This is a genomic window from Streptomyces sp. NPDC086549, assembly GCF_044746205.1.
Lineage (GTDB): Bacteria > Actinomycetota > Actinomycetes > Streptomycetales > Streptomycetaceae > Streptomyces.
Genome location: NZ_JBIVBS010000013.1, coordinates 1 through 15,087, shown reverse-complemented (window position 1 = coordinate 15,087; position 15,087 = coordinate 1). Strand labels below are relative to the sequence as shown.

At 69.6% G+C, this 15,087-nt stretch carries 13 protein-coding genes and 2 pseudogenes; 10 read left to right on the top strand and 5 right to left on the bottom strand.

What is annotated here, in order from left to right; translation table 11 throughout:
* Positions 1 to 1,015, bottom strand: a pseudogene (locus tag ACIPSA_RS33455) (topoisomerase II); the annotation flags it as partial.
* A 118-nt stretch (positions 1,016 to 1,133) separates the two neighbouring features.
* Between ACIPSA_RS33455 and ACIPSA_RS33450 the strand changes: the two are divergent.
* Complete coding sequence (locus ACIPSA_RS33450) at positions 1,134 to 1,427, top strand: hypothetical protein (RefSeq protein WP_402642074.1); 294 nt, start codon at positions 1,134 to 1,136, stop codon at positions 1,425 to 1,427.
* A 236-nt stretch (positions 1,428 to 1,663) separates the two neighbouring features.
* Here the strand turns inward: ACIPSA_RS33450 and ACIPSA_RS33445 are convergent.
* Positions 1,664 to 1,744 (bottom strand): annotated as a pseudogene (locus ACIPSA_RS33445) (SCO5717 family growth-regulating ATPase); the annotation flags it as partial.
* A 445-nt stretch (positions 1,745 to 2,189) separates the two neighbouring features.
* Between ACIPSA_RS33445 and ACIPSA_RS33440 the strand changes: the two are divergent.
* Positions 2,190 to 3,698: a PQQ-binding-like beta-propeller repeat protein gene (locus tag ACIPSA_RS33440; RefSeq protein WP_402641384.1), complete on the top strand. Its 1,509-nt coding sequence runs from the start codon at positions 2,190 to 2,192 to the stop codon at positions 3,696 to 3,698.
* Between the two features lie 209 nt (positions 3,699 to 3,907).
* Here the strand turns inward: ACIPSA_RS33440 and ACIPSA_RS33435 are convergent, their stop codons facing one another.
* On the bottom strand, positions 3,908 to 4,201 hold the full coding sequence (locus ACIPSA_RS33435; protein WP_402641383.1) for a DUF397 domain-containing protein: 294 nt from the start codon (positions 4,199 to 4,201) through the stop codon (positions 3,908 to 3,910).
* A gap of 282 nt (positions 4,202 to 4,483) precedes the next feature.
* On the opposite strand from ACIPSA_RS33435, the gene rpsO reads away from it, so the two are divergent.
* From rpsO to ACIPSA_RS33410, 5 genes are all read left to right on the top strand, one after another.
* A complete protein-coding gene (rpsO, locus tag ACIPSA_RS33430) occupies positions 4,484 to 4,771 on the top strand; it encodes a 30S ribosomal protein S15 (RefSeq protein WP_033529274.1) in 288 nt (95 codons plus the stop codon).
* 319 nt (positions 4,772 to 5,090) lie between these two features.
* A complete protein-coding gene (locus tag ACIPSA_RS33425) occupies positions 5,091 to 7,337 on the top strand; it encodes a polyribonucleotide nucleotidyltransferase (protein WP_402641380.1) in 2,247 nt (748 codons plus the stop codon).
* Entirely contained in the window at positions 7,334 to 8,713 is a 1,380-nt protein-coding gene (locus ACIPSA_RS33420; RefSeq protein ID WP_402641377.1) for a M16 family metallopeptidase, read from the top strand. Before ACIPSA_RS33425 ends, ACIPSA_RS33420 begins: the two co-directional genes overlap by 4 nt.
* A gap of 50 nt (positions 8,714 to 8,763) precedes the next feature.
* Positions 8,764 to 9,516, top strand: a complete 753-nt coding sequence (gene dapB, locus ACIPSA_RS33415) for a 4-hydroxy-tetrahydrodipicolinate reductase (protein ID WP_402641374.1) — start codon at positions 8,764 to 8,766, stop codon at positions 9,514 to 9,516.
* A gap of 16 nt (positions 9,517 to 9,532) precedes the next feature.
* Positions 9,533 to 9,985, top strand: a complete 453-nt coding sequence (locus tag ACIPSA_RS33410) for a hypothetical protein (RefSeq protein WP_402641373.1) — start codon at positions 9,533 to 9,535, stop codon at positions 9,983 to 9,985.
* A 69-nt stretch (positions 9,986 to 10,054) separates the two neighbouring features.
* Here the strand turns inward: ACIPSA_RS33410 and ACIPSA_RS33405 are convergent, their stop codons facing one another.
* A complete protein-coding gene (locus tag ACIPSA_RS33405; RefSeq protein ID WP_402641370.1) occupies positions 10,055 to 10,609 on the bottom strand; it encodes a hypothetical protein in 555 nt (184 codons plus the stop codon).
* 90 nt (positions 10,610 to 10,699) lie between these two features.
* Positions 10,700 to 10,960, bottom strand: coding sequence for a hypothetical protein (locus ACIPSA_RS33400; protein WP_402641368.1), 261 nt, complete (start codon positions 10,958 to 10,960; stop codon positions 10,700 to 10,702).
* 177 nt (positions 10,961 to 11,137) lie between these two features.
* Between ACIPSA_RS33400 and thyX the strand changes: the two genes are divergently transcribed.
* The 3 genes from thyX (at position 11,138) to ACIPSA_RS33385 (ending at position 14,785) form a co-directional block, all read left to right on the top strand.
* Positions 11,138 to 11,878: an FAD-dependent thymidylate synthase gene (thyX, locus tag ACIPSA_RS33395; RefSeq protein WP_402641365.1), complete on the top strand. Its 741-nt coding sequence runs from the start codon at positions 11,138 to 11,140 to the stop codon at positions 11,876 to 11,878.
* Between the two features lie 193 nt (positions 11,879 to 12,071).
* Positions 12,072 to 12,971, top strand: coding sequence for a 4-hydroxy-tetrahydrodipicolinate synthase (dapA, locus tag ACIPSA_RS33390; RefSeq protein ID WP_402641363.1), 900 nt, complete (start codon positions 12,072 to 12,074; stop codon positions 12,969 to 12,971).
* A 128-nt stretch (positions 12,972 to 13,099) separates the two neighbouring features.
* Positions 13,100 to 14,785 carry a ribonuclease J gene (locus ACIPSA_RS33385; RefSeq protein WP_402641361.1) on the top strand — a complete coding sequence of 562 codons (1,686 nt, stop codon included), beginning with the start codon at positions 13,100 to 13,102 and terminating at the stop codon, positions 14,783 to 14,785.
* Positions 14,786 to 15,087 lie beyond the last annotated feature (302 nt).

The window sequence follows — 15,087 nt, the reverse complement described above, 5'->3', positions numbered from 1 at the left end:
GTGCCGGCGGTGCCGGAGGCTGCTGCGGTGCCGGGGTGCCGGGGGCGTACGGCTGGCCGGGCTGTGGGGCGGTCGGCTCGTTCCAGGCGGCGGGGGCGGGCTGCGGTGCCTGGGGCTGGAACGGCTGCTGCGGCGCCGGAGGCACGGCGGACGGGCCCTGCGTGGCTGCCGGCTGCGGCTGTCCGGGCATGGGGTCCGGCTGCTGCGGTGCGGGCTGTGCGGGCCACTGGGCCGCCGGAACGGGAGCGGCGGGCTGGTACGACGGCGGCAGCGGCGGCAGCCCGCCCTGCGGGGCCGGCGGGGGAGCCCAGGCAGGCGGCGCGTCCTGCGGGGCGGGGGGCGCGGCCGGTACGGCGTCCTGGGGGACGCTGTCCTCGGGCGCGCTGTCCTGCGGTACGGCGTCCTGTGGTGCGGCGTCGGTGGGCACGGCGTCCTGTGGTGCGGCGTCCTGTGGTGCGGCGTCCTGTGGTGCGGCGTCCTGTGGTGCGGCGTCCTGTGGTGCGGCGTCGGTGGGCGCGGCGTCGGCAGGGGTGGAGTCCTGGGGCGATGCTTCTTCGACTTCGACGAGTTCGGCTTCCGCGGGCTTCGCCTCGGCGGCCTCGTCAGTCTCGGCATCAGCGGCTTCGGCGTCCGTCGTAACCGCACCCTGAGACGCGTCGTCCTGAGCCGCGCCGTCCGAGTCCTCCGTGTCCAGGGGCACCACGTCACCCTGAGGTGCCGCGCCCTCCGTGGGCTCGGCGTCGGCGGCCTCGGTGTCGGCTTCGGCATCCGCGGACTCGGTATCGGCCGCCACGGCTTCCGCGGACTCCGCATCCACGTCAGCATCCGCATCCGCATCCACGGGAGCGGCAGCCTGCGGTGCGACCTCCACGGGCTCCGCCTCCGCCTCAGCCTCAGCCGACCCGGTGTTGTCCCCCTCGGGCTCGACGGCGGCGTCCGCAACGGGAGCCGCGCCCTCGGCCGCAGCCGTGCGCTCAGCGATTTCGCGCTTCAGCGCACCCGTGGAGAACCGCATGGTCGCGCCGCTCTCCAGATCCCCCTTGCCGGACTCCGGTTCATCCCCGACCGGAACGGCGGGAGCAGCCGGAACCACCGGCGGAGCCGGAGGCGCCGGAGGTACGGACGGAGTCCACATGCCGTGGTACCCGCCCGCCGCGATGTTCGGCACAGCCGTCGGCGACGAGGGAGCCGTGGGCCCCTGCGCGGACGGCTCCGCCTGCGGTGGCTGGGGCTCGAACCCGCTCCCCATCGGCAGCTTCGGCACGGCGGCAGGGCTCCCGCCCTGCGGCGCGGGCGGCGTGAACGGCGCACCGGGGGCCGGAGCCGGAGGAGCCGGCGGAGTGAAGGGCGCACCGGGCGCGGGCGCGGGCGGAGGGGGCGTGAACGGAGCCCCAGGAGCCGCAGTGCCCGGCGCCCCGGCCGACTGAGTCGCGTGCGGAGGAGGAGTCAGCCCCGGAATCTGAGCGCCCGGCGGGAACGGCGAACCCCCCGGCCCCGCCTGTCCCGGGAAGGAGGAAGGAGACGCCCCGCGCGCCCCGCTCACACCCGCCCCTTGGTCCGAACTCCCCGAACTCCCCGAACCCCCCGATGCCTCCGACGACCCGGACGCGTTCTGCGTGTACCAGGCGGGCGGCGCGTAGTCGATGGTGAACTCGCCCGTCGTCTCGATGGCGGACTCGGCGTCGGGCTGGTCATCGCCGGGTGTGGCCCAGCCCCCGCGGATCCCGTCCCGATCGCTGCTCACAGTTCCTCCTGGTGTGGTCGAGCACCCTCAATGCCGTGCCGGGGCGACCATGTTCGTGTCGTTCTCAGTCGTCCGTAGTCGTTCGAGGTAGTCCGATCCACCGGCTCTCCCCCTGGGTCGCCGACGCCCGGTCCACGGGTTCTGGCATCGCGCCCGGTCCCAGCCTAATCACCGCACGCCCCACCTCGGCAGGCCCGTCCACCCCTGAGCACCTGACCACCACGTCACAAGCTGCCCGCAAGTGCCGTACAGAATCCGCGTATTGGAGCACAATTCGGGCAAAAACTGTGAACAAGTCCGGCGGAACGTGGAGAGAGGTGATCGATGCCGGGCCCGAACCGACGTGCTCCGTAAGAAGATTCACGGGCATAGTGAGGCCCGTACTTTCCGACAGAGCATGGCAGAGCACAGCAGAGCACGGCAGAGCAGAAAAGGATCCCTTCGCGTGAGCTTCGGCCCACCCCCATCCGTCTTCACACAATCCGCCCTGGCCGCCGACCAGGCCACCCGCAAGCGCCGCCGTACGCGGCTGTTGGGAGTCCTGGCCGTCCTCGTGGTCCTCGGGCTCGGTGCCGGAGGCCTGCTCCTGTCGTCCGCGGGGGACGACAGCGCGCACGCCGACGGCAAGGGGGCGGCGACCGCCGCCCAGAGCCCGGACGCGATCAGGGAAACGGTCGAGAAAGTCCCCAGCTCGCCCGAGGGGCGGCTGGCCCTCGAACACGACGAGGAACACGTCTCCCAGTACACCGAGACCAACCCGCGCTACGCGCCCGGCACTTGGGCCACCGGCAAGATTCTCGCCCGCGGCGTCGCCAACCACATCGTGGGCATCAGGATCAAGCCGCCGTACGACGAGACTGCCTGGACCCTCAAGCTGGACGGCCACATCTGCGCCACCAGCAGGCACGTCACCGCCGACGGCCGTACCGCCGTCGTCATCCAGCCCCCGCACGCCAAGGGCTCCAAGCAGGAGGGTGTCTGCGACCAGGTGGTGTTCGTCGACCTGAACACCGGCAAGAAGCTGTGGCAGAAGAAGATGCCCTCGCCGCAGCAGGCGTACGTCACCAACACCAACCTCACCCTGACCAAGGGCGTCGTCGCGGTGGCATGGGGGCACGGCTCGGTGGCGTACGACATGAAGGACGGCAGACAACTCTGGGACAGCGCGACCGTCTCCCGGTGCGAGGACAAGGGATTCGCGGGCGGCCGCGCGCTGCTCGCCCTCGTCAGCTGCGGTGAGGGGACCGCGGCCACCTACGAGGTGCAGAAGCTCGACCCGCGCACCGGTAAGCCGCGGTGGACGTACAAGGTCGCGAGCGGGGTCCAGGCCGTCTACCTGCCTTCCTCCGACCCGCCCGTGCTCGCCGTCGCGGCGGGGGACAACGAGGCGACCGACCTGATCTCCCTCGACGCCCGGGGCCGGCGCCGCGCGACCATCTCCCTGTCCGGCTATGACGCCAAGTGCGGCGCGCGCTACTTCTTCTCGCCGTACTTCGGCGTCCTGGAGAACTGCGACGGCCTGGTCGTCGGGCGGACCCAGGCCTACGTCATGAGCAAGGAGAACATCGCCAACAACCAGCCGTCGGACTGGATCGTGGCCTTCGACCTGAAGACGGGCCGGAGCCAGGGCAAGTTCGACGGCAGGGATCTCCAGATGATCTATCCGCTGCGGATGAGCGGCGACGAACTCCTCATCTACCGGCGGGGTGCCGACGTCAACGCGCCGGCGGCCGTCGTGAGCTGGAACGCGCGCACGGACAAGGAGACCCCGCTCCTCTTCTTCCAGCTCCCGGAGGACGACGACGCGGAGCTCAGCGACCCGGAGCAGACGGACATCGTCTTCGAGAAGGGCCGGGTCTTCTTCGGCAAACGGGAACTGGTCCGCGACGACAAGTACCCCAAGGACCCGGTGCTCATGGCGATCGGCATCGGAAGCGCCGGTCTGAAGCACTGACGGCCGCACCTGGTGCGCACCCGCGGAAGAGGGCGGCACGCACGCGTGCCGCCCTCTTCACTCATGGGTGACTCTCACGGGTGACGCCCACGGCTGACTCCCACGGGTGACGCCCACGGCTGACTCCCACGGGTGACGCCCACGGCTGACTCCCATGGGTGACTCTCACGGGTGACGCCCACGGGTGACTCCGTTGGGCACTCCGCCGTTCACTCCGCGGAGGGAGCCCCGTTGTGCGGCGCCGGCTCCAGGTCGAACTCTCCGTCGCGGGCCCCCAGCACGAACGCCCGCCACTCCGCTTCCGTGTACCGCAGCACGGTGGCCGGGTCGAGGGACGACCGCATGGCCACGGCCCCCTCGGGGAGGTACGCGATCTCGACGCGCTCCTCGTGCCGCTCCGTACCCGGCGCGCAGTGCCACTCGACGCCCGAGATGTCGAGCGCGTACAGCTCGTCCCGTTCCCGCTCCTTGCGCGCCTTGATCTCCGCTTCCGTCTCCGCCATCCCGAAGCGACCCCTTCCCGACGTACGAACGATCAGCATGCTCACCCTAGTGGCCGCCTCCCCGGGGCCGGACGGTTCCGGAACGCGGGAGAAGACGTCCGCCGGTGCCTGGTACCCTGGTCGACGGCCGTTTGTGTACGCACCCCCGGAGCCCCCGCAGGTACCCCCTGCATGGCCCTGGAGGCCGCGCCCAGCGGATCCCCGCCTCCCGAGTAACGGAAGCTCCCCCGAGACAAAGACCGGGGGCACTCGGTGGCCACTCAAAGACTACGAGGAGTACGCGTGTCGCTCGACGCCGCTACGAAGAAGCAGATCATCAGCGAGTTCGGTACCAAGGAGGGCGACACCGGCTCCCCCGAGGTCCAGGTCGCCATGCTCTCGCGTCGGATCTCCGACCTGACGGAGCACCTCAAGACCCACAAGCACGACCACCACTCCCGCCGTGGTCTGCTGATCCTGGTCGGTCAGCGCCGTCGCCTGCTGCAGTACCTGGCGAAGAAGGACATCCAGCGCTTCCGTACGCTGGTCGACCGCCTCGGCATCCGCCGCGGTGCTGCGGGCGCCAAGTAAGACGCCATGAGGGGAGCGGTTCCCGGAAGGATCCGGGGCCGCTCCCTTTGCCGTACGTGCGGAAACGTGCGGAGTGTCACTCACGCTTTGTAGTGTGGTAGCACAACGCATTACGCATTACGCACGACATCGCACGACACAGCACAACAAGAAGAGGAGAAGCGCACCTCGCCGCCGCCGGTCCTCGGTAGTGGCCCCCGGGGGGAAGCGAGCCCCGGGTGCTTCGATCGAAGACCGGCCCGCACAGCCCGGCGCGCTTCTCCGCAACAGTCCCCCTGCCACACGGGCAGCCAGGGACGAAGACGAGGAGAAAACGCTAGTGGAGAACGAGACCCACTACGCCGAGGCCGTCATCGACAACGGCGCATTCGGCACCCGTACCATCCGCTTCGAGACGGGCCGCCTGGCCAAGCAGGCCGCCGGTTCCGCCGTGGCGTACCTGGACGACGACACCATGGTGCTGTCGGCCACCACCGCCTCCAAGAACCCCAAGGACCAGCTCGACTTCTTCCCGCTCACGGTGGACGTCGAGGAGCGGATGTACGCCGCCGGCAAGATCCCCGGCAGCTTCTTCCGCCGTGAGGGCCGGCCCTCCGAGGACGCCGTCCTCACCTGCCGCCTCATCGACCGCCCGCTGCGCCCGTCCTTCAAGAAGGGCCTGCGCAACGAGATCCAGGTCGTGGCCACGATCATGGCCCTCAACCCCGACCACTTGTACGACGTCGTGGCCATCAACGCCGCGTCCGCGTCCACGCAGCTGGCCGGTCTGCCCTTCTCCGGCCCGATCGGCGGCGTCCGCGTCGCGCTGATCCGCGGCCAGTGGGTCGCCTTCCCGACGCACACCGAGCTCGAGGACGCCGTCTTCGACATGGTGGTCGCCGGCCGCGTCCTGGAGGACGGCGACGTCGCGATCATGATGGTCGAGGCCGAGGCCACCGACAAGACCATCCAGCTGGTCGAGGGCGGCGCCGAGGCGCCGACCGAGGAGGTCGTCGCCGCCGGTCTGGACGCCGCGAAGCCCTTCATCAAGGTCCTCTGCAAGGCCCAGGCCGACCTCGCGTCGAAGGCCGCCAAGCCGACCGGCGAGTTCCCGGTCTTCCTCGACTACCAGGACGACATCCTGGAGGCGCTGTCCGCCGCCGTCCGCCCGGAGCTCGCCTCCGCGCTGACCATCGCGGGCAAGCAGGACCGCGAGGCCGAGCTGGACCGTGTCAAGGCGCTCGCCGCCGAGAAGCTCCTGCCGGAGTTCGAGGGCCGCGAGAAGGAGATCTCCGCCGCGTACCGCTCGCTCACCAAGCAGCTGGTCCGCGAGCGCGTGATCAACGAGAAGAAGCGCATCGACGGCCGTGGCGTGACGGACATCCGTACGCTCGCCGCCGAGGTCGAGGCCATCCCGCGGGTCCACGGCTCCGCGCTGTTCGAGCGTGGGGAGACCCAGATCCTGGGCGTCACCACCCTCAACATGCTCCGGATGGAGCAGCAGCTGGACACCCTCTCCCCGGTGACCCGCAAGCGCTACATGCACAACTACAACTTCCCGCCGTACTCCGTCGGTGAGACCGGCCGCGTCGGTTCCCCGAAGCGCCGCGAGATCGGCCACGGCGCCCTCGCCGAGCGCGCCATCGTGCCGGTCCTGCCGACGCGCGAGGAGTTCCCCTACGCGATCCGTCAGGTGTCCGAGGCCCTCGGCTCCAACGGTTCGACGTCCATGGGTTCGGTCTGCGCCTCCACCATGTCGCTGCTGAACGCCGGTGTGCCCCTGAAGGCCCCGGTCGCCGGTATCGCCATGGGCCTGATCTCCCAGGAGATCAACGGCGAGACGCACTACGTCGCCCTCACCGACATTCTCGGTGCGGAGGACGCCTTCGGTGACATGGACTTCAAGGTCGCCGGCACCAAGGAGTTCGTGACCGCCCTCCAGCTCGACACCAAGCTGGACGGCATCCCGGCCTCCGTCCTGGCCGCGGCCCTCAAGCAGGCCCGCGACGCCCGCCTGCACATCCTCGACGTGATGATGGAGGCCATCGACCGTCCGGACGAGATGTCCCCGAACGCTCCGCGGATCATCACCGTCAAGATCCCGGTCGACAAGATCGGTGAGGTCATCGGCCCCAAGGGCAAGATGATCAACCAGATCCAGGAGGACACCGGCGCCGAGATCACGATCGAGGACGACGGCACCATCTACATCGGCGCCTCCGACGGCCCGGCCGCCGAGGCCGCCCGCGCCACGATCAACAGCATCGCCAACCCGACGATGCCCGAGGTCGGCGAGCGCTACCTGGGCACGGTCGTGAAGACGACCACCTTCGGCGCGTTCGTCTCCCTGATGCCCGGCAAGGACGGTCTGCTGCACATCTCGCAGATCCGCAAGCTGGCCGGCGGCAAGCGCGTGGAGAACGTCGAGGACGTCGTCGGCGTGGGCCAGAAGGTCCAGGTCGAGATCGCCGAGATCGACTCCCGCGGCAAGCTCTCCCTGATCCCCGTGATCGAGGGCGAGGAAACCGCGTCCGACAGCGGCTCCGCCGCGGGCGGCGAGGACAAGAAGGACGACACCGACAAGTGACGTCGAGTAGCTCCACGGCGACGGCCCGCACCTCTTCGGAGGCGCGGGCCGTCGCCCGTACCCAAACCCTGATCAAGGGCACCAACGGCATCGGTACGGTCCGTAAGACCACCCTCCCGGGCGGCCTGCGCATCGTCACCGAGACCCTGCCCTCCGTGCGCTCCGCGACGTTCGGCATCTGGGCGCACGTCGGCTCCCGGGACGAGACGCCGGCCCTGAACGGCGCCACGCACTACCTGGAGCACCTGCTCTTCAAGGGAACGCAGCGGCGGTCCGCCCTGGACATCTCCTCCGCCATCGACGCGGTCGGCGGCGAGATGAACGCGTTCACGGCGAAGGAGTACACGTGCTACTACGCGCGCGTGCTCGACACCGACCTGCCGCTCGCCATCGACGTCGTCTGCGACATGCTGACCGGCTCGCTGATCATCGAGGACGACGTCAACGTCGAGCGCGGCGCGATCCTCGAAGAGATCGCGATGACCGAGGACGACCCGGGCGACTGTGTGCACGACCTGTTCGCGCACACGATGTTCGGCGACAACGCCCTCGGCCGCCCGGTCCTCGGCACCGTCGACACCGTCAACGCCCTGACCGCGGACCGCATCCGCCGCTTCTACAAGAAGCACTACGACCCGACCCACCTCGTGGTCGCCTGCGCCGGCAACATCGACCACAACAAGGTCGTACGCCAGGTCCGTGCCGCCTTCGAGAAGGCGGGCGCCTTCAAGAACCCCGAGGCCATGCCCATCGCCCCGCGCGACGGCCGGCGCACCATCCGCACCGCGGGCCGCGTCGAACTCCTCGGCCGCAAGACCGAGCAGGCCCACGTCGTCCTCGGCATGCCGGGCCTGGCCCGCACGGACGACCGCCGCTGGGCGCTCGGCGTGCTGAACACCGCCCTCGGCGGCGGCATGTCCTCCCGTCTCTTCCAGGAGGTCCGGGAGAAGCGCGGCCTGGCCTACAGCGTGTACTCGTACACCTCCGGCTTCGCCGACTGCGGCCTCTTCGGGGTGTACGCGGGCTGCCGCCCGAACCAGGTGCACGACGTGCTGAAGATCTGCCGGGACGAGCTCGACCACGTTGCCGAGCACGGCCTCGCCGACGACGAGATCGGCCGCGCCATAGGGCAGTTGCAGGGTTCCACCGTCCTGGGCCTCGAGGACACGGGCGCGCTGATGAACCGTATCGGCAAGAGCGAGCTGTGCTGGGGCGAGCAGATGTCCGTCGACGACATGCTGGCCCGGATAGCGGCCGTGACCCCGGACGAGGTCCGCGCGGTCGCCCGCGACATTTTGGGACAGCGCCCGTCGCTGTCGGTCATCGGCCCCCTCAAGGACAAGCAGGCCGCCCGGCTGCACGACGCCGTCGCCTGAAACTCCGGCCAGACACCTCCGGCCCAACCCTCCGGTTAGGAAGCAAGAACATGAGCAAGCTGCGCGTGGCGGTCCTCGGTGCCAAGGGCCGGATCGGTTCCGAAGCGGTACGGGCGGTCGAGGCCGCCGAGGACATGGAGCTGGTCGCCGCCCTCGGCCGGGGCGACAAGCTGGAGACCCTGGCGGAGACCGGCGCCCAGGTCGCGGTCGAACTCACCACCCCCGCCTCGGTGATGGGCAACCTCGACTTCTGCGTGCGCCACGGCATCCACGCGGTCGTCGGCACGACCGGCTGGACCGACGAGCGCCTCGCGCAGCTGAAGGGCTGGCTCGCCCAGTCCCCGGAGACCGGCGTGCTGATCGCGCCGAACTTCTCCATCGGGGCCGTCCTGACCATGAAGTTCGCGCAGATCGCGGCGCCGTACTTCGAATCGGTCGAGGTCGTCGAGCTGCACCACCCGAACAAGGTCGACGCCCCGTCCGGCACCGCCACGCGTACCGCCCAGCTCATCGCCGAGGCCCGCCGTGCCGCCGGCACCGCTCCGGCGCCGGACGCCACGGTGACGGCCCTGGAGGGCGCGCGGGGTGCCGACGTCGACGGCGTCCCGGTGCACGCGGTCCGCCTGCGCGGCCTGCTGGCCCACCAGGAGGTCCTGCTGGGCGGCGAGGGCGAGACGCTCACCATCCGCCACGACTCCCTGCACCACAGCAGCTTCATGCCGGGCATCCTGCTCGGCGCGCGCCGCGTGGTGTCGACCCCGGGCCTGACTTTCGGCCTGGAGAACTTCCTGGACCTGGGCTGACCGAGGATCCCCAGACATGCGCGCGAAGATCTCCTATGCCGTCACGGCCGCCGTCCTGGTCTTCTACTTCGTCCTGGTCGGCAGCCGCGGCGTGATGCTCATCCAGTCCGGCACGCTCCTGACCGTCACGTTCGGCGTGGCGGTGCTGATCCTGCCGGTGATCGGCCTGTGGTTCCTGTGGAAGAACACCCAGTTCGTCCACAGGGCCAACCAACTCGCCGCCGAACTCGACGCCGAGGGCGGCCTGCCCGTCGACGAGCTCAGGCGCACCCCCGGCGGCCGTATCGACCGGGACTCGGCCGACGAGGTCTTCGCCAAGCGCAAGGCCGAGACGGAGGCGTCCCCCGACGACTGGCGCAGCTGGTTCCGCCTCGCCGTCGCCTACCACGACGCCCGCGACACCCCGCGCGCCCGCAAGGCGATGCAGCGGGCGATCGCCCTGCACGGCGGCAAGCCCGTCCAGACCTGAGCCGCGCGCGTACGAAGAAGGGGCCGGCCCGCACCACCGCGGACCGGCCCCTTTCGCGCGCGTGCGGTGTCAGCCGCGTCGGCACTCCGCGGCCCATGCCTCCACGGTGTCCGCGGCCCGGTCGAAGGCCGCGAAACGTGCCAGGAAGTCCAGGTTGTGCGTGGTCAGCAGGGGCGCGGTGTCCTCGGCGGCGCGATCCTTCCGTACGACGGTCAGCGCCTGTCCCTGCACCGTGCGGGGCAGCCCCAGCCAGCGCACAGGCTGCTGCACCGTGCGCATCTCGACCACCCGCCGCCAGGGCACCGTACGCGTGACGAGGAAGCCCACCTGGCGCACCCCGCGGGCGCTCACCCACACGCCCATGCGCAGCAGCCGCAGGGCCGCGACGATGACGGCCAGCGCGATCACGAAGATCACTCCGGCGGAGGACGGGGAGCCGGTGAGGGCGATGAGGACGGCCGCGAACAGCACGTACGAGGCCAGCAGCAGCCACAGCGCGGCCACGCCCACCCGCAACGGTCCCGGCCGGTAGGGACGCCGCCAGCGGGAGTGGTCGTCGTGCGGCAGGGCGGTGTCGTCGGCTGCCTCGAAGGTGTGGTCGGCCGTCAGGAAGGGCAGGGGCACGGCTGGTCCTCACTCATTCCATGCATGGGCTGTGCCCGGTGAGGCTATCCGCCTGTGTCCCCGCTCACCACCCGCGGGGGTCCGGAAGGGTCAGTGCCCCTGGGAGGCCTGAGACTGCTGGGTCGGCGCGGCGGAGGACGTGGAGAGCGCCGGCATACCGAGCACCACGGAGCCCACGAGCCCCGCGACCATGGTGAGCCCCAGCAGCCAGCGCCCGGCTCTCTGACCGGCGGACGACCGCTGCCGGGGCGGGGGAGCGACATTGCTGCGGAACGTGTCGGCTTCGGCGAGGAAGGCGAACGGGACGGGCTCGCTGGGGGCACCTCCCGGCGGTAGCTGGGGGAGGGACATCGGGACGCGTCTCCCTTCGGGGATCGAACGAGTGGGTCTCATCAACACAGACGAGCGATTGTCGCAAAAGGTGCCCATTTCCGGAAAATCACTGAGCACGGCACCGCTCGGGCCACGGAAGAGACCCCCGTAGAGTGGGCGCCGCCCGAGAGACGTGATGGAAGGACCCTCCGAGCCGTGACCGACACACCCGCCGACGCCCTCAAGCCCAGCTTCCGGAGCGACGTCACCGTCGAGCTGGTCAAGCACAGCGCGGCCGACTCCGACGTGCTGTGGGCCGCCCGCGTCTCCACCGCCGGCGAGCAGTCCCTGGACGAGCTGAGCAAGGACCCGGAGCGCTCCAAGGGCCTGATCAACTACCTGATGCGGGACCGGCACGGCAGCCCCTTCGAGCACAACTCGATGACGTTCTTCATCAGCGCCCCGATCTTCGTGTTCCGCGAGTTCATGAGGCACCGTGTGGGCTGGTCGTACAACGAGGAGAGCGGCCGCTACCGGGAGCTGCAGTCGGTCTTCTACGTCCCCGACGAGTCCCGCAAGCTGGTCCAGGAGGGCCGCCCGGGCAAGTACGTCTTCGTGGAGGGCACCCAGGCCCAGCAGGAGCTGGTCGGCCGCGTCATGGAGGACTCGTACGTCCACGCCTACGAGGCGTACCAGGAGATGCTCGCCGCCGGTGTCGCCCGCGAGGTGGCCCGCGCCGTCCTCCCGGTCGGCCTGTTCTCCTCGATGTACGCCACCTGCAACGCCCGCTCGCTGATGCACTTCCTCGGCCTGCGCACCCAGCACGAGCTGGCCAAGGTGCCGTCCTTCCCGCAGCGGGAGATCGAGATGGTCGGCGAGAAGATGGAGGCCGCGTGGGCCGAGCTCATGCCGCTCACGCACGCCGCCTTCAACGCGAACGGCCGCGTCGCCCCGTAGCGCGGTACACATGTACGGGTCAGCCTGGCGAAGTGTCCGTATTGCGGCATTTGTAGAAGTTCATCTAGCCTGATCAAACGGACCCGGCACTGCTTGAACCCCCGAGCAGGCAGTGCCGGGCTCCATATTTGTCAGGACTTTCCCCGCACCCCGAGGGCAGACCACGCGATGGGCAGCGAGTAGCGTGTTACCCATGGCTCCGACCTCCACTCCGCAGACCCCCTTCGGGCGGGTCCTCACCGCCATGGTCACGCCCTTCACGGCGGACGGCGCACTTGACCTCGACGGCGCGCAGCGGCTCGCCACCCACCTGGTGGACGCAGGCAACGACGGCCTGATCATCAACGGCACCACCGGCGAGTCCCCCACCACCAGCGACGCGGAGAAAACGGACCTCGTACGAGCCGTCCTGGAGGCCGTCGGCGACCGGGCCCACATCGTGGCCGGCGTCGGCACCAACGACACCCACCACAGCATCGAGCTGGCCAAGGCCGCCGAGAAGACCGGCGCGCACGGCCTCCTGGTCGTCACGCCGTACTACAACAAGCCCCCGCAGGAGGGCCTGTACCGCCACTTCACGGCCGTCGCCGACACCACCGAGCTGCCGGTCATGCTCTACGACATCCCCGGCCGCAGCGGCGTCCCGATCAACACCGAGACGCTCGTGCGCCTCGCCGAGCACCCGAGAATCGTCGCCAACAAGGACGCCAAGGGCGACCTCGGCCGCGCGAGCTGGGCCATCGCCCAGTCCGGCCTTGCCTGGTACTCCGGCGACGACATGCTCAACCTGCCCCTGCTCTCCGTGGGCGCGGTCGGCTTCGTCTCGGTCGTCGGCCACGTGGTCACACCCGACCTGCGGGCCCTCGTCGAGGCTTTCACCTCCGGTGACGTCCAGAAGGCCACCGAGATCCACCAGAAGCTGCTCCCGGTCTACACGGGCATGTTCCGCACCCAGGGCGTCATGACCACGAAGGCCGCGCTCGCCCTGCAGGGTCTGCCCGCCGGCCCGCTGCGCTCACCCATGGTCGAATGCTCGCCCGAAGAGATCGCCCAGCTCAAGATCGATCTTGCTGCAGGCGGGGTACAGCTCTGACACAAGACTTCACAACTGAATAGGCAGGACACCGGTGCCTGCACCCCACAACGACAACTGCTTCTGCACGAACGTCACGCGCGCCACGTGCCCTGCCGGTACGTGGCGCGCGTGGTGAGGAGAGTCTTTTGAGTCATCCGCATCCTGAACTGAGCCCTCCCCCGCCGCTCCCCGAAGGCGGCCTGAGGGTCACCCCGCTCGGTGGCCTCGGTGAGATCGGCCGGAACATGACGGTCTTCGAGTACGGCGGCCGTCTGCTGATCGTCGACTGCGGAGTGCTCTTCCCCGAGGAGGAGCAGCCCGGAATCGACCTGATCCTGCCGGACTTCTCGTCCATCCGGCACCGCCTCGACGACATCGAGGGCATCGTCCTCACCCATGGCCACGAGGACCACATCGGCGGCGTCCCGTACCTTCTCCGCGAGAAGCCGGACATCCCGCTGATCGGCTCCAAGCTGACCCTCGCGCTCATCGAGGCGAAGCTCCAGGAGCACCGCATCCGCCCATACACCCTCGAGGTGGCCGAGGGGAACCGCGAGCGCGTGGGCCCCTTCGACTGCGAGTTCGTCGCGGTCAACCACTCGATCCCGGACGCCCTGGCCGTGGCCATCCGTACCCCCGCCGGCATGGTGGTGCACACGGGCGACTTCAAGATGGACCAGCTCCCGCTGGACAACCGTCTGACGGATCTGCACGCGTTCGCACGCTTGAGCGAGGAAGGCATCGACCTCCTCCTCAGCGACTCCACGAACGCCGAGGTTCCCGGCTTCACTCCGCACGAGCGGGACATCTCCAACGTCCTGCGCCAGGTCTTCGCCGGTGCCCGCAAGCGGATCATCGTGGCGAGCTTCGCCAGCCACGTCCACCGCATCCAGCAGATTCTGGACGCGGCACACGAGTACGGCCGCCGGGTCGCCTTCGTGGGCCGCTCGATGGTCCGCAACATGGGCATCGCCCGGGACCTGGGCTATCTGAAGGTCCCGCCGGGCCTTGTCGTGGACGTCAAGACGCTCGACGACCTCCCCGACAGCGAGGTGGTCCTGGTCTGCACGGGCTCACAGGGCGAGCCGATGGCGGCCCTGTCGCGCATGGCCAACCGCGACCACCAGATCCGGATCGTCCAGGGCGACACCGTCATCCTGGCGTCATCCCTGATCCCCGGCAACGAGAACGCGGTCTACCGCGTGATCAACGGTCTGACCCGCTGGGGCGCGAACGTCGTCCACAAGGGCAACGCCAAGGTGCACGTTTCCGGCCATGCCTCCGCGGGCGAACTGCTGTACTTCTACAACATCTGCCGCCCGAAGAACCTGATGCCGGTGCACGGCGAGTGGCGCCATCTGCGGGCCAACGCGGAGCTGGGCGCCCTGACCGGCGTCCCGCACGACCGGATCGTCATCGCCGAGGACGGCGTGGCCGTCGACCTCGTCGCGGGCAAGGCGAAGATCTCCGGCAAGGTCCAGGCCGGTTACGTGTACGTCGACGGCCTCTCGGTCGGCGACGTCGGAGAGCCGGCGCTGAAGGACCGCAAGATCCTCGGCGACGAGGGCATCATCTCGGTCTTCGTGGTGGTCGACTCGTCCACCGGCAAGATCACGGGTGGCCCGCACGTCCATGCCCGGGGTTCCGGCATCGACGACTCGGCATTCGGGGACATCATCCCGAAGATCACGGAAGTACTGGAGAAGTCGGCCCAGGACGGCGTGGTGGAGCCCCACCAGCTGCAGCAACTCATCCGCCGCACCCTCGGCAAGTGGGTCTCGGACAACTATCGGCGCAGGCCGATGATCCTCCCGGTCGTCGTGGAGGTCTGACACGCGTACGACCCCTCGCACGCGTGAACCTGGAGCGGGGCGCCTCGATTTGCATCGGGGCGCCCCGCTCCAGTAAGTTTACGGCTCCGCCTGAACGGGAACCCTCAGTCGCCACGTGCGTACCGGGGAGCTCCCGGAGCGGGTGGAAATTCCGACTCAGAATCTCTGATAAAGTCGGAGCCGCCGGAAAGGGAAACGCGAGAGCGAGAACCTGGAAAGCGCCGAGGAAATCGGATCGAGAAAAGGTCTGATAGAGTCGGAAACGCAAGACCGAAGGGAAGCGCCCGGAGGAAAGCCCGAGA

What these genes read in the sequence shown, in the direction of transcription:
- ACIPSA_RS33435 (WP_402641383.1), bottom strand. Translation starts at nt 4,201, where the DNA reads ATGGCGGAGACGGAAGCGGAGATCAAGGCGCGCAAGGAGCGGGAACGG.
- dapB (WP_402641374.1), top strand. Translation starts at nt 8,764, where the DNA reads ATGAGCAAGCTGCGCGTGGCGGTCCTCGGTGCCAAGGGCCGGATCGGT.
- ACIPSA_RS33400 (WP_402641368.1), bottom strand. Translation starts at nt 10,960, where the DNA reads ATGTCCCTCCCCCAGCTACCGCCGGGAGGTGCCCCCAGCGAGCCCGTC.
- ACIPSA_RS33410 (WP_402641373.1), top strand. Translation starts at nt 9,533, where the DNA reads ATGCGCGCGAAGATCTCCTATGCCGTCACGGCCGCCGTCCTGGTCTTC.
- dapA (WP_402641363.1), top strand. Translation starts at nt 12,072, where the DNA reads ATGGCTCCGACCTCCACTCCGCAGACCCCCTTCGGGCGGGTCCTCACC.
- ACIPSA_RS33450 (WP_402642074.1), top strand. Translation starts at nt 1,134, where the DNA reads ATGCCGTGGTACCCGCCCGCCGCGATGTTCGGCACAGCCGTCGGCGAC.